This is a genomic window from Actinoplanes nipponensis, assembly GCF_016862275.1.
GTDB lineage: Bacteria > Actinomycetota > Actinomycetes > Mycobacteriales > Micromonosporaceae > Actinoplanes > Actinoplanes nipponensis.
Window position 1 is genome coordinate 407,472 of record NZ_BOMQ01000008.1, and the last position, 15,229, is coordinate 422,700.

The following is a 15,229-nucleotide window of genomic DNA, read 5'->3' on the forward strand; positions in this document are numbered from 1 at the left end:
CATGACCTCTGTGCCCACCGGCTCGGCGGCGGCGCACCGGCCGGGCGTCAGCGGCTGGAGCGGCCGGGCCGTCGTCACGGTCCTGGTCGCGGTGTTCGTGCTGTTCTTCGCCGTACCCATCGTCTGGCTGTTGCTGGCCACCACCAAGTCGGCGCGGGACCTGAGCGTCGGCCACCCGTTCGCCGCCGGCAGCGCCGGCGAACTGTCCACCAACTGGAGCCAGCTGTTCGGCTTCCAGGACGGCGCGGTCACCACCTGGATGACCAACTCGGCCGTGTACGCCGTCGGCGCGCTGGTCGTCACCCTCGTCGTGAGCATCCCGGCCGGTTACGCGCTGGCCCTGACCCGGTTCCGGCTCCGGCGGCTGCTGCTGGTGCTGACCCTGATCGTCATGCTCATCCCCAACACCGCGCTGGTGCTGCCGATCTTCCTGGAGCTCAACGCGGTGGGCCTGATCGGCAGCCCGCTGTCGGTGATCCTGCCGATGTCGTTCTTCCCGTTCGGGGTGTACCTGACCTACATCTACTTCTCCACCAGCATCCCGCGCGACCTGCTGGCCGCGGCCCGGATCGACGGCTGCCGGGAGATCCAGGTCTTCACCCGGATCGCCCTGCCGCTGGCCGCGCCGATCGTCGCGCTGGTCGCGTTCTTCGGCTTCGTGCAGAACTGGAACAACTTCTTCCTGCCCTTCGTGATGCTGCCGTCCAGCGACGGCTATCCGGTGCAGGTCGGGCTGACCTCCCTGCTGGCCTCCACCCCGGCGTTCAACCCCAGCTCGGCCGGCGGGCAGTCCGTCCAGCTGCCCACGCTCGCGCTGGCGACGGTCGTCTCGGTGCTGCCGGTGCTCATCGTCTTCCTCGTGTCCCAACGCTTCCTGGTGGCCGGCATGACCGCCGGCGGGACCAAGGAGTGAGCCGCATCTCTGCCGACCAGGAGCCCCCATGAAAGTCACCGGTTACCGCAGCCTGCTGACCAAGCACGACTGGGGGCGGCTGACCGGGGACGCCAACGGCGTGATGCCCGAGCCGCGCACCGACGTCCACGTGCTGATCCTCGAGACCGACGACGGGCTGGAGGGCGTCGGCGTCGGCCCGCACGGCGACATCGACCGGGTCTTCGGCGCCGTCGAGGGCGAGGACCCGCGGGCCGTCACCGCGCTCTACGACCGCATGCTGAGCTGGGTGTTCAAGACCGGTCACGCCGGCGCGACGTTCGGGGCGGTCGGCGCGATCGACATGGCGCTGTGGGACCTCAAGGCGAAGGCGGCGGGCGAGCCGCTCTGGCGCACCCTCGGGGCGCTGGACCGGTTCGTGCCCGGGTACGCCTCCGGCCTCGACATCGCGCTCGACGACGAGGCCCTCGTGCGCCTGTACGAGCGCTACGCCGACCGCGGGTTCAGCTCGGCCAAGCTCAAGGGCGGCCTCGACGTCACCCACGACCTGCGCCGGCTGCTGGCGGTCCGCGACGTGCTGCACCGCAACTCGACGCACCCGGCGCTCATGCTCGACGCCAACGAGGCCTGGAACCGTACCCAGGCGGTCCGCTTCGTCAGCGAGCTGGAGCGCACCGTCGACCTGGCCTGGATCGAGGAACCGGTGCGCCGGTGGGACGCGGCCGGTCTCGCCTCGGTGCGCCAGCACCTGCGCACAGCCGTGGCGACCGGCGAGAACCTCACCGGCCTGGAGCAGTACCGGCCGCTGCTGGACGCCGGCGCCGTCGACATCGTCCAGGTGGGCAACGTCTGGGGAATCACCCACTTCCTGCGGGTGGCCGCCGTCGCGCACAGCCACGACCTGCCGGTCAGCCCGGTGTCGTATCACGCCAACCCGGTGGCCCACGCCGCCGCCGCGGTGCCCAACCACCTGTCCTTCGAGGTCCAGCACCTCGAGCAGCCGATCGGCCTGCGGATCGACCAGGAGATCGCGGACGGCGGCATCGTCCTCGGCGAGGAACCGGGCCTCGGCATCCGGGTCGACGAGGACCAGATCAACGCGGTACGGGCGGCCAACCCGGTCGCCGGGACCACCGGTCCGCACGTGCGTCCCCGCCGCGCCGGCCTGCGGCTGGTCCCGGAATCACGGCGCGAGCGGCGGCACCGGTCATGAGCGGGGCGATCGACGCGCACGTGCACCTGTGGAACCGCGCCACCGACCCGCAGCCCTGGATCGACCCGGCCACGATGGCGGCCATCGACCGCGACTTCGCCGCCGGCGACCTCGAACGGATGCTCGACGAGACCGGCAGCGCCACCGCGGTGGTCGTCCAGGCGAGCAACAGCATCGCCGAGACCCGCCGGCTGCTGGCCGGCGCCGGGCCACGGGCGGCCGGAGTGGTCGGCTGGATCGATCTCACCGGCGACGTCGGCGCCCAGCTCGCCACGTTCGGCCCGGATCCGCGCCGCCCGCTGGTCGGGCTCCGCCACCTGGTGCACCTCGATCCCGACCCGGCCTGGCTGTGCCGGCCCGACGTCGGCGCGGCCCTCGACGCGCTCCAGACCCACGGCCTGTGCTTCGACCTGGTCGTCCGCTCCTGGCAGCAACCCCTGGCCGCGGCCGTGGCCGGGGCGCATCCCGGCCTGCGCTTCGTCGTCGACCACCTCGGGGGCGTCGCCGACACCACCGACGACGACGGCTGGGAACGTGGGCTGCGGGCGCTCGCCGCCCGGCCCAACGTGTCCGCCAAGATCTCCGGGCTGGCCCGGCTCGTGGCCGACCCGCCACGGCTGCGGCGGGTGGTCGGCCTGGCGGTCGAGGCATTCGGCCCGCAACGGCTCATGTACGGCTCCGACTGGCCGGTGGCGTGTCTGGGCGCCGGCCCGGTCGCCTGGCGTACGGCAGTGGAGGAGATCCTGGCCGGCCTGAGTGCGGGGGAGCGCGCCGCGATCATGTCGGGTACCGCCGCGGCGTGCTACGGGCTCGGCACGTGACCAGCGCGGTCGAGATGCTGCGGCGCCAGGGCACGATCGGGCTGGGCGGCGCGCCGCTGGGCAACTTCGCCCGGGCCATGGACGACGAGCAGGCCGCCCGTACGATGCGCCGGGCCTGGGAGCGGGGTATCCGGTACTTCGACACCGCGCCGCACTACGGGCTCGGGCTGTCCGAGCGGCGCCTCGGGGCCGACCTGCGCCACCGGCCGCGCGACGAGTTCGTCATCTCCACCAAGGTCGGCCGGCTGCTCGTGCCCCGGGCCCGCCCGCTGGACCGGGACGACGACGGGTTCGTGGTGCCCGGCGACCGGGAAAGACGCTGGGACTTCTCGGCCGGGGGAGTGGAGCGTTGCCTGCACGAGAGCCTCGATCGGCTGGGGCTCGACCGGATCGACATCCTCTACGCCCACGACCCCGACCAGGCCTGGGACGGCGCGGCCCGGGAGGCCCTGGCGTCGCTGGCGCGGCTGAAGGCGGCGGGCGTCGTGTCGGCCGTCGGCATCGGGACGAACTCGACCGCCGGCCTCGAACCGCTCATCCGCGAGGGCCTGGTCGACGTGATCATGCTCGCCAACCGGTACTCGCTGCTCGACCACAGCGCCCTCGGCGCGGTGCTCGCCCCGGCCCGGGACGCCGGCGTGGCGATCGTCGCCGCCGGGGTCCTGGCCACCGGCCTGCTCTCGACGGTCCGGCCCGAGCCCGGCGCCACGTACGAATACCGCCCGGCCGACGCCGCGGTGGTGCAGCGGGCCCGGCGGATCGGGTCGATCTGCGCCGACCACGGTGTGCCGCTGCCCGCGGCGGCGCTGGCCTTCCCGCTGCTGCATCCCGCGGTCGCCGCCGTGGCCGTCGGCATGCGCTCGCCCCAGGAGGTCGACGAGGACGTCGAGCGATTCGCCGCGGACATCCCCGCCGGTCTCTGGCGGGACCTGGTCTCGGCCGGCCTCGTCCCGGCGGGCGCGGTGCCGGCGGAACCTACGAGCCGCCCTCCGGAGGGGCCGCCGGGCGGCGCCGCTGCCAGGAGCTGACGATGTGGTCGCGCATCGCCCGCTCGGCGCCCTCGACGTCGTGCCGCGCGATCGCCTCGACCACCTTGCCGTGCTCCTCGATGGTCGACGCGAAAGCGCCCTCGTAGCCGAGCCCCTGGTACCGGTTGCTCTCCAGCGCGCGCCGGTACAGGCGCTTGGCGATGTTCTCGGCCAGCCGGTTCCGGGAGATCTCCATGACCGTGAAGTGGAAGACGACGTCCTCCTGCCGGAAGGCGTCGCTCTCCTGCCGCATCTCCCGCATCGCGTCCAGCACGTGCTCGATGCGCGCCAGCTCTTCCTGGGTGTGGCGCGCGGCCACCGCGCCGGCCATGGCCGACTCCAGGTTGCCCCGCACGATCGTGAGCTCGTCGAGGATGCCCAGCGACTCGTCGCTGTCGATCAGCACCGAGAGCACGATGGGATCCAGCATGTTCCACGACCCGGACCGGGCCACCTGCGTGCCCCGGCCCTGGGCGACGACCACCAGCCCCTTCTCCTCGAGCCGCTTCACCGACTCCCGGATCACGGTGCGGCTGACCCCGAAGTGATCGCTGAGCGGCCCCTCGGGGGGCAACAGGCCGCCCTCGGGGATCTCACCGGTGACGATGAGCTCGACGAGCTCCGTGGTCACTGCCACGCCCAGCCGGGCCGAGCGGCGGCGGGGCGGAAAAGCCGAGGTGTCGGGCTGGGCTGCCATGACCGCAATATACGGCGGCGGGCCGCCGCGACCTCCCGCCACCTGCATCCCGCACCTCGCCCTCGCCCTCGCCCAGTCGATGTGGCACGACAGGTACGGCGACGCCGAGGACCCGGAGCTGTTGGGCTTCGGCCGGCGGAAGCCGGGCGAGCCCGGCCCGCCGGCCGCCGTGTGGCAGGCGTTCAAGTCGGAATGGCGCGAACTCGCCTGCACCGACAACGAGAACAAATGTCATGTGCCGGTCTCTGCGTTCCTCCGACGCGGAGGAGGATGCGGATGAATCCCGCTGAGGCGCTGCTGGCCAGGAACCTGATCCCGGCGTGTGCTGGCCGGAAGGAGCCACCTGGGGCGCCGAACCGGTGTCCCGGCGGGCCGACATCGCCCGGGACACTCGTACGGCGCTGTTCTACGGGATCGTCGACTCCGCCTGGTTCTTCAGCGTGCTGCACGAGACGGCGCACACAGAAGGAGGCGACGTCGACGGCGACGGCGACCGCGATCCTGCTGATCGCCCATCATGGAGCGGACACAACGACGCAGCTCAGGCGGGCTCTGGAGACCGTGACGCCGGGCGCTCCGAGCAAATTCATGATCACCCCGTCGGCCCCGCTCCTCATTGGTGGGTGCCCGGACCCTCACGGGGGTGGATGGGTGTAGGCGTCTCGTGGCACTATCCTGGCGCGCTGGACGGAGGGTTGGCCCTGTCCGGGACCAGACGGGACTTGAAGACGCATGGATCAGGATCCGTCCATAACCCTGCGGCTGGATACTGGTACGGCCACCGTCCCGGCCCAGCGCTCGGCTGCCGACTCGCGGCCGGCGGGACGTGGCCGAGAGGCCATGGGCCGGTACCGTCCGTGGATCTTCGCGTTGCTCGTCCTGGCCCTGTTGTGCCAGATGGCGGTCGGTATGGTGACCGCCGCGCGTCAGCAGTCACCCATTGTGGACGAGCCCGTGTACGTGAGTGCGAGCCTGGTCTACCTGCAGCAGCACAGCCTGGAGTACAACTTCGAGCACCCGCCGCTGGCCAAGCTCATCATGGCGACGGGACTGTCCTTCGCCGACGCCCGCGTCGATGCTGCCTTCGAAGGCACCCAGTGGCAGCTCGGCACCGACGTTCTGTATGGGCAGGGCAACGACGCCCAGCGGCTGCTCCTGCTGGCCCGGCTCCCGCTGATCTTTCTGGCCCTGATGTTCGGCCTGGTCGTGTTCGCCTTCGCCCGTGACCTCGCCGGTACGGGGGCCGGTGTGGTGGCGCTCGGCCTGTACGCCTTCTCGCCCGACGTGATCGCGCACGGGTCGTTGGCCACTCTGGACCTGCCCACCACGGGTTTCCTGGTCACCACGTTGTGGTTGTTGTGGCGGGCCCGGAACCGGCCGTACCGGTATCTTCCGCTCGCCGGGCTCGCGCTCGGGGCCGCTTTGGCGACCAAGATGAGCACGCTGCCCGCTCTGCCGCTGATGGCGATCCTGGTCGTGGTGTCGGTCTGGCACGCCGGTCGTGCCCATCAGCTGGGCGCCCGCCTGGACGGAGGGCACGTCGCGCGGCTGGTGGCGGTGGGCGTCGGTGCGGCCGCCGGCGTCATGGTGCTGTCCCTGGTGGTGGTCTGGGCGACGTATCTGGCCGTTGATCCGCACCTGCGCTGGACCAGCCCGGCCGACCTCCCGGTGATCAACGGCCTGACCGGGCATCTGGTGGACTGGTTGCCGATGCCCCGGCCGTTCCGGGACGGCATGCGCGTGCAGCTGTCCTTCGAGGGCATGGAGTTTCCCGGATATCTGCTGGGCCGCGAGTACACCGGCTCCAAGTGGTATTACCTGCCGGTGGCTCTGCTGATCAAGGAGCCGCTGGGCATGCTCGCTCTGTGGCTCGCCGGCGGGGCGGTCATGGCGAGCGTGCGGCCGCTGCGATCAGCTGTGCCCTATGTGCTGCTTCCCACTGCCGTGTTGCTGCTGGTGGCCATGAGCGGCTCCCGCGACTTCGGGGTCCGGTACGCCATCTTCGTACCGGTGTTCCTCGCTGTCGCGGCGGGCTGCGTTGTCGCTTACCGAGCCCGGTGGGCGCAGGTCGCGACTATTGTCCTCGTCGGATGGGTGGCGGTCAGTTCGCTGCGGACGTTCCCGTATTACCTGCCCTATTCCAATGAGGCCTTCGGCGGCCCGTCACAGACGTATCTGCGCCTTTCCGACGCGAATGTCGACTGGGGCCAGGACCTGGCTCGCCTGGGTGACCGGCTGGCCGAGAAGTACCCCGGTGAACGGGTGTGGCTGCTGTACCGCGGCCGCGGCGCCCCGGCCTACTACGGCATCAAAGCCGGGCACCCCCTCAAGGCGCCCGCCAGCGAGGTACACGGGTTGGTCGTGGTGTCGACCGCCTGCCTGCACTCGTCCATCTGCATTCCGGCCAACACCGACCCAGCCGCCGGGCGCCGCCGACTGGCGGAGATCCTCGACAGCAGCGAACGCATCGACGACGTCGGCCACGCCATCCTGATCTACCGCCGATAGGGCCGCAGGCCACGCGACCTCAGCGCGATACGTACGGGATGCGCTTGAGCTGCCGCCGTACCGAAAGGGGAAGGCGCTGCCACAACGGCCGCAACGCCTGGAACCGCTGACGGGGCGGCGCCGCGAACTCGTAGGTCGGGCTGGCGTTGAACACCTGGCCGGTCAAGCGGTAGCCGTACGGTGCGAGGACCTGCCCGATCTCGGCGACAGCGTCGGCGTTGTGCGCCTCGGCGTACACCAGCGGACGCCACCGCGACAGGATCCGCCGGGCGCCGCGTAGCGCGGCGGCCTCCATGCCCTCGACGTCCAGCTTGATGACGGCCACCGGCTCGCGTCCGAGAACCTTGTCGAGCCGGACGATGCGGAACGTCTCGTCGAGCGCCGTGGCGTCGGCCATGAAGCCGACCTGGTGCTCAGGTGACAGCGTGTTCGTGGCCTGCCCGGCCCGGTCGGACAGGCCCACCTGGTGCACGGTCACCCGGTCCTGCAGGGCGTTCGCGGTGATGTTGCGGCGCAGCACCCCGGCGTTGCGTTCCACGGGCTCGAAGGCGTGCACGTGGGTGGCCGGGCACAGCGCGGCGAACCAGACGGTGTGGGTGCCCAGGTGCGCGCCGATGTCGATGTAGATGCCGCGACGCTTCTGGTCGCGGATGTGCTGGAGGAACTTCTCCTCGTACACGCGGCCGTTGGCCAGTGGCCCGTACACGTAGGGCGGTTCGGTGAAGCCGTCGTCGTCGAAGTGCAGGGTCGTACCGTGTCGCTCGACGGTCAGCACACTGTTCTCCCACCGATGATCCACTTGTGGTCTGGTCGCGGGAGTCTCTCACAGCGAGTAGCCGGGCGGAGTCCCTCGGCGGCCGAAACCCGAAAATCCCCGCCAAGGAGGTCGGCGCGGTTCGAGCTCGGGCGCAGCAGCACCTGCAGATCGCCGCTGCTCGCCGGGCTGGTCAGGCGCCGAACCGGCGCCGGCGTGCGGCGTAGGACCGCAGGGCGCGGAGAAAGTCGATCTTCCGGAAGCCGGGCCAGTAGACGTCGGTGAAGTACAGCTCGGAGTAGGCGGCCTGCCAGAGGAGGAACCCCGACATGCGATGTTCCCCGCTGGTCCGGATGACCAGGTCCGGGTCGGGCTGTCCACTGGTGTAGAGATGGGTGGCGATCTGGTCGGCGGTCAGGCGCCGGGCGACGTCGGCGACGGAATGACCGGCTCGCCCCTGCTCCTCGAGCAGCGACCGGATGGCGGTGAGGATCTCCTCGCGGCCGTCGTAGCCGATGGCGATGGTGAGATGAAAAGGTGTGTCGTTGTCCCGGGTGGCCTCTTCGGCCAGCTTGAGGGCGTGCCGGGTGGAGTCGGGCAGGACGTCGAGCCGGCCGGCCGGATGGATCTGCCAGACGCTGGACGGCCGGGTCAGGCGTTCGGCGACCACCTCCTCGATCATGCGCAGCAGGTTGCCGACCTCCTCGGAGTCCCGCTTCCGCAGGTTGTCGACGGAGGCGACGAACGCGGTCACGTGCCGGACGCCGATGTCGGCGCACCACCGAAGGACCTCGTCGAGGTGCTCCGCCCCGTAGCGATGGCCGATCCGGGCGTCGGCGAAACCGGCCTGTCGCGCCCACCGGCGGTTGCCGTCCATGACGATCGCGACGTGCCGCGGGAGGTTCGCGCCGGCCAGTTGCGCGGTCAGGCGACGGGCGTAGAGCGAGTAGGCCGCGTTCTTCACCGTCGTCCACATCTGCGAGATTCAATCACCGCGGGGCCGGCGGCCGAGGCGTTACGCTGGTTTCTTCACACGACTCTCACAACTGTTCGCCGTCCGGTCCCAGCACATAGCCGAACTGCGACATCGAACCGGCACGGTCGAATTCTTCCGCCTTTCCGAGGTGAAAGCCGCCGGTGCTCGCCGCGTCTTCGCGTACCGGCGCCGGACGTGCGGTGGCGCCGGCCCACCAGGGCCGGCGCCACGGGAATGCTGCTACAGGTAGCACCTGAACCAGTCGGCCTTGTCGTTGTCGGCGGTGCCGACGTTGGACGACTTGCTGTGGGCGCGTTCCTGCCACAGCCGGGTGTTGGTGCCGGTGAACACGTCGACCAGGCGCAGCGACTTGTTCACCACCCACGACGTCGTCTTGTCCTGGAATCCGTAGTCGGTGAGGTTCTGTCGCAGGCCGGCGGTCGTGCAGTCGCGGAAGGTCAACATCCGGCCGTTCGGCTTGTTGTGGTTGAAGTTCTGGTGCTCGTAGAAGCAGTACGCGTTGCTCGGGCATCCCTCGACGGAGGCCAGCGCCCGGTCCGGCGCGACGAGATCGAGCACGACCGCGCCGCCCCGCCAGGTCACCTGGGTGGCGCTGGTCTGCTGCCCGCCGTGCTCGGCGGTGATCGCGTCGATCTGCGCCTGGACGCTCGGTGCCGCGGCGTTGGCCGGCACGGCCTGGAACGCAGCCGCGAGAATGGCGCCGATGACCATGGCCACGAGGCTGATGAATCGTCTGGACATGTGAATTCCCCCTATCCACTGACTAATGATGGGAGCGACGTTAGGCGGCCTCCACCTCAACCTCCATACCGTCGAAAATGGATTTCGCACTGCATCGCGAGACGACGAGGCGGAGCCGAAATACATCAGGGGTGGGACGACAAGGCCGCCCTGCGGCAGGTCGTCTACCACCCACGGGTGAGGCGAACCGCTGACCGTCGCCGGACAGGTGGGCGTTCTGGTTGGTCGTCGTGCCGGCGGGCTTGTCGCCCACGGACGACTGCTGGCGGTGATGGCTGCCCCGGTTCAGCCGACGAGGGTCACGGTGACCGGCCCCGATTCGAGGTGCTCGAGTTGCTCGGCCGTGGCGTTGTACCTGCCGACGGGAATGGTGGCGTCGGAGTAGCCGATTCCCTCGGCGTCGTAGTAGAAACCGAGGTTGCCCCAGGGCACGAAGTAGATGAGATCGCCGTCCTCCGGATCGCCGCCGGGGGAGCCGTCGGTCTGGAGCTTGCGAGGCAGATATGCGATCTTTTCCCGGTTGCTGAGGTCCTCGAAGGGCAGCCGTATCGGCAGCATGCTCAGCAGGTCCCGGACGGCGGGGCTGTCGGCGCCGACGGTGACGTCGACCGCGTAGTCACCCGCGGTGAAGCGGATGACCGAGCCGACGACCCGGCGTGGGGCTCCGGAAGCGGTGGCCGAGGTCGATGCCGACGGGGCCGCCGGCCCCGGCGCGGCCGGTTCGGCCGGCGAGGTGCAGGCCGCGAGCCCGAGCCCGACGGCCAGCGCGGCGGCGGTGAGCCGAATCCTTGTTCCCACGGGGTTACCTCTCGCCGTTTCGGGACATCGCCGGTCAGCCCGGTGCGCCGATCACGGTACGAGCGGGAGCGCGGGGGTGGAACGCCCTGTCAGTGCACCCCAACCGCCGGTGGTCGGCCGTACTGTCGCGACCGAGGTGTACTGCGGGTACGTCCTTCGTCGGTGACTTCCTCGTCGTGCCGGACCGGGGTGTGCTGGCGGGGTGCTTTCCCTGATGTCCGTACCCGTACCGCCGGTGACCGGTCGCCGGCCGGCCCTGACCGCCGGGCTGGTCGGCACGGTGATCTTCCTGACCGCGATCGCGCCGCTGGCCACCGACATGTACGTGCCGGCGTTCCCCCGGGTGGCCGGTGAGCTGTCGGCGTCGGCGACGCAGGTTCAGCTCACCCTGACCACGTTCTTCGTCGGCATGGCCCTGGGCCAGCTGATCGGCGGGCCGGTCTCGGATCAGCGGGGCCGGCGCCGGCCGCTGCTGGCCGCGCTGGCGCTGATGACTGTCGCCTCGATCGTGTGTGCCCTGACCCCGTCGATCGGCGTGATGATGGTGGCCCGGCTGGTGCAGGGTCTCACCGGCGGCTGGGCGATGGTGATCGGCCGGGCGATCATCGTGGACCTGGCGACCGGCGCCCGGCTGGTCCGCGTGCTCAACGTGGTCGCCGGGGTCGGTGGCGTCGCGCCGATCGTCGGGCCGCTGCTCGGTGCGGTCATTCTGCAGGTGTCGCACTGGCGGGTGTCGTTCTGGGCCGTCGCGGCCCTGAGCGTGGCGATGCTGGTGGCGGTCCTGGTCGCCGTACCGGAGTCGCTGCCGCCGCCGCAGCGGCACAGCGGCGGTCTGCGGGCCTTCGCCGTCGCCGGCCGCCGGGTCCTCGCCAACCGCCGTTACGTCGGCTATCTGCTGGTCACCGGTTCGGCCATGGCGGCGTTGTTCGCGTACGTCGCCACGTCGGCGTTCGTGTTGCAGTCGATGAACGGGATGTCGCCGATGGCGTACTCGGTCGACTTCGCGGCCAACGCGGCCGGGATGACCGTGGCCGCGCTGGTCGCCGCCCGGCTGGCCGGGCGGGTCGCCACCCGCAAGGTCATCCTGGTCGGGCAGGTGGCCGCGCTCGCGGCCGGGGTGGTGCTGCTGGCCGGGGCGGGGTGGTTCGGTACGCCGCTGCCGCTCGCGGTCGGCTGTTTCTTCGTGCTGATGACCGCCCAGGGGCTGATGATCGCCAACGGTGGCGCACTGGCCTCGGCCGAGGTGCCGGAGCACCCCGGTACGGGCTCGGCGGTTCTCGGGTTCGTCCAGTGGGTCGCCGCCGGGACCATCGCGCCGATCGCCGGGCTCGGCGGCGAGCACACCGCGGTGCCGATGGCGTTGCTCGTGGTCGGCGGGGCCGTCCTGTCCATGGTCGGGTTGCTCGTGCTGGCCCGGGGCGGGACGCGGCCGGCGACCGCGGCACGGTGCCCGACCTAGGCCTGCCCCTCGACCGAGCCGCCGGCTGCCGGGCCCTGGACGAGCGCCGCGCCGGCAGAGCCCTCCTGCGCCCGTAACCGGAGATTCGCATGCGCCTGAGAAGCGGTGCTTCCCGGAAGATCAGGCCGAGTATCGGATCGTCGCCGGCGGAGCGCCCGTGGTGGCGGCCCACGAGGCGAGCAGGACCAGCGCCTGGGCCGTCGGCGAGGCCGGCTCGGCGGCGTAGATGGTCATGGTGAGGTCGGTCTCGGCCCGCAGGTCCATGCTCTCGTACGCGAGAACCAGGTCGCCGACGACGTGGTGGTGGAACGTCTTGGTCCCGGTGCCGTGGGTGCGGACGTTGTGGGCGCCCCAGCGGCGGCGGAACTCGTCGCTGCGGGTGGACAGCTCACCGACCAGGTCCTGCAGGCCCTTGTCGTGCGGGTTCTTGCCGGCCGCGGTGCGCAGGTTGGCGACGGTCATGTCGGCGGCGAGGTTCCAGTCGGGGTAGAAGCGGCGGGCCGCGCTGTCGAGGAACGTGAACCGGCCGAAGTTCGGCGGGTGGGCCGGATCGGTGTGGACGTCGCTGTACAGGGCCCGGCCGAGGTGGTTGGCCGCGAGCAGGTCCTGGCGGTTGTTGACGACGATCGCCGGGGTCGTCACGGCATCCAGCGACCACTGCAGGCTGGCCCGGGGCACCCACTGCCGGGGTCGCCGGCTGGGCCGCAGCAGAGCGTTGCTGCCGTTCGCCTCCTGCGCGAGACGCAGCAGGTGGGTGCGCTCGGCCTCGTCGAGGTGCAGGGCGCGGGCGATCGCCTCGAGCACGCCGGCGGAGACGCCGGCGAGCTGGCCGCGTTCGAGCTTGGCGTAGTACTCGACGCTCATGCCGGCCAGCGTGGCGACCTCGCTGCGCCGCAGCCCGGGGACCCGGCGCCGGCCCGTGGTGATCACCCCGGCCCGCTCGGGGGTGATGTTGGCGCGGCGGGTGGTGAGGAACTCGCGCACTTCGACTCGGTTGTCCACGACTTCGACGGTACGGCGCACGGCGGCACGGTGGGATGCACTGCTGGTACACCCCTCACCGGGGTCGTCGTCCGCGGCCGATCAGGGGTTCGTGGGCCCGAGGAGATCCCAACGGTTGCCGGCGATGTCGAGGAAGACCGCGACCCGGCCGTCGTTGGTGGGCGACGGCGAGTCCTCGACGAGGTCGAACCCGAGGATGCCGGTGAAGAACTCGATGGCCGGGTCGTACTCGTCCACGATCAGCGCCACCAGGTCGATCCGCACCCCGGCAGCGTGTCCGACCTCAGGTGCGGTTCAGCCAGTCCGCGACGCGGACGATGCTGCGCCGCGCGGCCGGGTTCTCCGGCTCGTTGAGGTGGCCGTGGGTGGTGCCCACCTCGCGGATGACCGCCACATCGACGCCGGCTGTCGCCAGTTCGGCGCCGAAGTGCTGTCCGGACGCGCGGAGACTGTCGGCGTCGCAGGTCAGCACGAACGTCGGTGGCAGACCGGACAGGTCGTGACCACCGGGAAAGGCGTAGGCCTCGGCCAACGCGTCCGGGTGCTGGACGTACCGGAGGTTCATCGCCGCGATCTCCTCGGCGCCGAAGGCGGCCTCCGGTGGCAGGGCCCGCACCTTGGCGGCGAGCTCGGCGGGGACCGGGGGCAGCGCGGCATGCAGCACCGGATAGGCCAGCACCATCGTGCGGGGGAGCGGGCCGCCGGTGTCGCGCAGCCGCAGGGCGGCGCCGGCGACCAGGTTTCCGCCCGCGCTGGCGCCCCCGATGGCCCAGTCGGCGGCCGGGATGTCCGGGACCGACGTCGTGGCCCAGACGAAGGCCGCGGTCACCTCCTCGGAAGCGACCGGATAGGGGCAGTCGCGGCCGGCCGGTGTCCTCGGCCTCCGGAAGCGGCGAGAGCCGGTAGTCCACCGTGACCACCACGATTCCCCGGCTTGCGAGCTGCCGGGCCACCCAGTCGTTCTCGGGCATGTCGAGGTCGCCTCCGGAGAAGGCGCCCCCGTGCGCCCACACCAGACCCCGCCGGGGCGCGGCGGATCCGGGCGCGTAGATGCGCAGCGGGATCTCACCGTGCGGGCCGGGGATCCGTCGTTCCCGGGTCGAGACGGTCACCTCTTCCTCGGGGCGCGTCATCGGCTCGCGGTGCGGTCGGTGAGAGCGGCGGTGGTGCGGCGGGGGACCAGGGTGGGCGACAGCTTCACCTGGGCCGTCGGGCGGGTGCGGTCGGCGATGCGGTCGAGCAGGAGCCGGGCGGCGTTGCCGCCCATCTGGTGACCGGCCTGGTCGACGGTGGTGAGCGAGATCGGGCCGAAGGCGGCGAACGCGGTGCCGTCGTAGCCGGCCACGGAGATGTCGGCCGGTGCGGACAGGCCGGCCTCGGTCAGCGCGTCGAGCACGCCCATGGCGACGATGTCGGCGCCGGCGAAGATGGCGGTCGGCCGGTGCGGGCGGGCCAGCAGCTGGCGGGCGCCGAGGTGACCGCCGTCCTGGGTGTAGGTGGTGGAGGCGATGTCGATGTGGTCCTCCAGGCCGTGGGCCCGCATGGCGTGGCGGTAGCCGTCGGCGCGCAGGGCGTTGGGCATCTCGCGCAGGCGTACGGGATCGGTCTCGTGGTGTTCGATGTGGGCGATGCGGCGGTGACCGAGCCCGGCCAGGTGGGCCACGACCAGGCCGGCGCCGGTGAAGTCGTCGTCGGCCACGGTGTCGTAGTGGGCGGACTGGCCGTGGCGGCCGACCACGACCGTCGGCACGGTGCGCGCGATCGTCTCCAGGCGGCGCCGGGAAGAGACCGGGGCGATGAGGATGACGCCGTCCATGCTGCGGTCGATGAGGGCGTCGGTGACCTGTTCCTCGGTGGCCCGGTTGTTGGAGCCCGCGGCCATCAGCATCTGGTAGCCGGTGCCCTGCAGGTGCTCCGTGACGCCGTCGAGGATCTCGGCGAAGAACAGGTTGCGCAACTCCGGCAGCATGACGCCGATGGTGTACGTCTTGCCGCGCAGGCCGCGGGCGGCGGCCGACGGCCGGTAGCCGAGCTCGTCGATGGCCGCGCGTACCTTCTCCTGCATCTGCGGACTGGCCCCGTAGGCGTTGCGCATCACCTTGGACACGGCGGTGGTGGAGACCCCGGCGTGGCGGGCCACGTCGACGATCGTGACGCGTCGCGCAGCGGTCATCGGCCCTCCTCGACCTCGGGAAACGTTCTCCACCCTAGATCACCGCGGCCCCCGCTGACGAGCCCGCCGACGGCGTGGAAATCGATGCCCGGTGTGGCTCTTGACGTGCCCGGCATCTGCTCGTAAGGTCGGCGAAACATCGTGGG

General features: G+C 71.3%; 15 protein-coding genes and 1 pseudogene. 6 read left to right on the plus strand and 10 right to left on the minus strand.

Annotated elements, in window-relative coordinates; all coding sequences use genetic code 11:
- The first annotated feature begins 1 nt into the window (after position 1).
- Genes Ani05nite_RS03080 through Ani05nite_RS03095 form a run of 4 tightly spaced genes read left to right on the plus strand, consistent with a single transcriptional unit; the run spans position 2 to position 3,954 of the window.
- The gene (locus Ani05nite_RS03080) at positions 2-913 is read left to right on the plus strand and encodes a carbohydrate ABC transporter permease (protein WP_203764354.1); all 912 of its coding nucleotides are present in this window, start codon (positions 2-4) and stop codon (positions 911-913) included.
- Positions 914-941: 28 nt separating this feature from the next.
- On the plus strand, positions 942-2,105 hold the full coding sequence (locus Ani05nite_RS03085) for a mandelate racemase/muconate lactonizing enzyme family protein (RefSeq protein ID WP_203764357.1): 1,164 nt from the start codon (positions 942-944) through the stop codon (positions 2,103-2,105).
- Complete coding sequence (locus Ani05nite_RS03090) at positions 2,102-2,926, plus strand: amidohydrolase family protein (RefSeq protein WP_203764360.1); 825 nt, start codon at positions 2,102-2,104, stop codon at positions 2,924-2,926. The genes Ani05nite_RS03085 and Ani05nite_RS03090 overlap by 4 nt, the downstream gene beginning before the upstream one ends.
- Positions 2,923-3,954, plus strand: coding sequence for an aldo/keto reductase (locus Ani05nite_RS03095; protein ID WP_239129166.1), 1,032 nt, complete (start codon positions 2,923-2,925; stop codon positions 3,952-3,954). Before Ani05nite_RS03090 ends, Ani05nite_RS03095 begins: the two co-directional genes overlap by 4 nt.
- Here Ani05nite_RS03095 and Ani05nite_RS03100 read toward each other — a convergent pair.
- Complete coding sequence (locus Ani05nite_RS03100) at positions 3,902-4,651, minus strand: FadR/GntR family transcriptional regulator (RefSeq protein ID WP_203764363.1); 750 nt, start codon at positions 4,649-4,651, stop codon at positions 3,902-3,904. The genes Ani05nite_RS03095 and Ani05nite_RS03100 overlap by 53 nt on opposite strands.
- 840 nt (positions 4,652-5,491) lie before the next feature.
- Between Ani05nite_RS03100 and Ani05nite_RS03105 the strand changes: the two genes are divergently transcribed.
- Complete coding sequence (locus Ani05nite_RS03105; RefSeq protein ID WP_203764366.1) at positions 5,492-7,159, plus strand: glycosyltransferase family 39 protein; 1,668 nt, start codon at positions 5,492-5,494, stop codon at positions 7,157-7,159.
- A gap of 19 nt (positions 7,160-7,178) precedes the next feature.
- Here the strand turns inward: Ani05nite_RS03105 and Ani05nite_RS03110 are convergent, their stop codons facing one another.
- The 4 genes from Ani05nite_RS03110 to Ani05nite_RS03125 form a co-directional block, all read right to left on the minus strand.
- A complete protein-coding gene (locus Ani05nite_RS03110) occupies positions 7,179-7,934 on the minus strand; it encodes an FkbM family methyltransferase (RefSeq protein ID WP_203764369.1) in 756 nt (251 codons plus the stop codon).
- 172 nt (positions 7,935-8,106) lie between these two features.
- Positions 8,107-8,889 (minus strand): polyprenyl diphosphate synthase, encoded by a 783-nt coding sequence (gene uppS, locus Ani05nite_RS03115; RefSeq protein WP_203764376.1) that lies wholly within the window; start codon positions 8,887-8,889, stop codon positions 8,107-8,109.
- A gap of 240 nt (positions 8,890-9,129) precedes the next feature.
- Entirely contained in the window at positions 9,130-9,651 is a 522-nt protein-coding gene (locus tag Ani05nite_RS03120) for a peptidase inhibitor family I36 protein (protein WP_203764381.1), read from the minus strand.
- Between the two features lie 285 nt (positions 9,652-9,936).
- A complete protein-coding gene (locus tag Ani05nite_RS03125) occupies positions 9,937-10,449 on the minus strand; it encodes a cyclophilin-like fold protein (RefSeq protein WP_203764383.1) in 513 nt (170 codons plus the stop codon).
- 214 nt (positions 10,450-10,663) lie between these two features.
- Between Ani05nite_RS03125 and Ani05nite_RS03130 the strand changes: the two genes are divergently transcribed.
- Positions 10,664-11,908, plus strand: a complete 1,245-nt coding sequence (locus tag Ani05nite_RS03130) for a multidrug effflux MFS transporter (RefSeq protein ID WP_203764385.1) — start codon at positions 10,664-10,666, stop codon at positions 11,906-11,908.
- Positions 11,909-12,028: 120 nt separating this feature from the next.
- On the opposite strand, the gene Ani05nite_RS03135 is transcribed toward Ani05nite_RS03130, so the two are convergent.
- From Ani05nite_RS03135 to Ani05nite_RS03150, 5 genes and pseudogenes are all read right to left on the minus strand, one after another.
- Complete coding sequence (locus tag Ani05nite_RS03135; protein WP_203764388.1) at positions 12,029-12,910, minus strand: helix-turn-helix transcriptional regulator; 882 nt, start codon at positions 12,908-12,910, stop codon at positions 12,029-12,031.
- Between the two features lie 81 nt (positions 12,911-12,991).
- Positions 12,992-13,174, minus strand: a complete 183-nt coding sequence (locus Ani05nite_RS03140; protein WP_203764391.1) for a VOC family protein — start codon at positions 13,172-13,174, stop codon at positions 12,992-12,994.
- 19 nt (positions 13,175-13,193) lie between these two features.
- A complete protein-coding gene (locus tag Ani05nite_RS03145; RefSeq protein ID WP_275410491.1) occupies positions 13,194-13,739 on the minus strand; it encodes an alpha/beta hydrolase in 546 nt (181 codons plus the stop codon).
- A 118-nt stretch (positions 13,740-13,857) separates the two neighbouring features.
- Positions 13,858-14,043: pseudogene (locus Ani05nite_RS42210) on the minus strand (hypothetical protein); the annotation flags it as partial.
- A complete protein-coding gene (locus tag Ani05nite_RS03150) occupies positions 14,040-15,083 on the minus strand; it encodes a LacI family DNA-binding transcriptional regulator (RefSeq protein WP_203764393.1) in 1,044 nt (347 codons plus the stop codon). The pseudogene Ani05nite_RS42210 and the gene Ani05nite_RS03150, both read right to left, overlap by 4 nt.
- Between the last annotated feature and the right edge of the window lie 146 nt (positions 15,084-15,229).

Excerpts from the sequence above, each read along its gene's own strand:
- Ani05nite_RS03105 (WP_203764366.1), top strand. The coding sequence starts at position 5,492 with ATGGGCCGGTACCGTCCGTGGATCTTCGCGTTGCTCGTCCTGGCCCTG.
- Ani05nite_RS03080 (WP_203764354.1), top strand. The coding sequence starts at position 2 with ATGACCTCTGTGCCCACCGGCTCGGCGGCGGCGCACCGGCCGGGCGTC.
- uppS (WP_203764376.1), bottom strand. The coding sequence starts at position 8,889 with ATGTGGACGACGGTGAAGAACGCGGCCTACTCGCTCTACGCCCGTCGC.
- Ani05nite_RS03150 (WP_203764393.1), bottom strand. The coding sequence starts at position 15,083 with ATGACCGCTGCGCGACGCGTCACGATCGTCGACGTGGCCCGCCACGCC.
- Ani05nite_RS03120 (WP_203764381.1), bottom strand. The coding sequence starts at position 9,651 with ATGTCCAGACGATTCATCAGCCTCGTGGCCATGGTCATCGGCGCCATT.
- Ani05nite_RS03100 (WP_203764363.1), bottom strand. The coding sequence starts at position 4,651 with ATGGCAGCCCAGCCCGACACCTCGGCTTTTCCGCCCCGCCGCCGCTCG.
- Ani05nite_RS03090 (WP_203764360.1), top strand. The coding sequence starts at position 2,102 with ATGAGCGGGGCGATCGACGCGCACGTGCACCTGTGGAACCGCGCCACC.
- Ani05nite_RS03130 (WP_203764385.1), top strand. The coding sequence starts at position 10,664 with ATGTCCGTACCCGTACCGCCGGTGACCGGTCGCCGGCCGGCCCTGACC.
- Ani05nite_RS03085 (WP_203764357.1), top strand. The coding sequence starts at position 942 with ATGAAAGTCACCGGTTACCGCAGCCTGCTGACCAAGCACGACTGGGGG.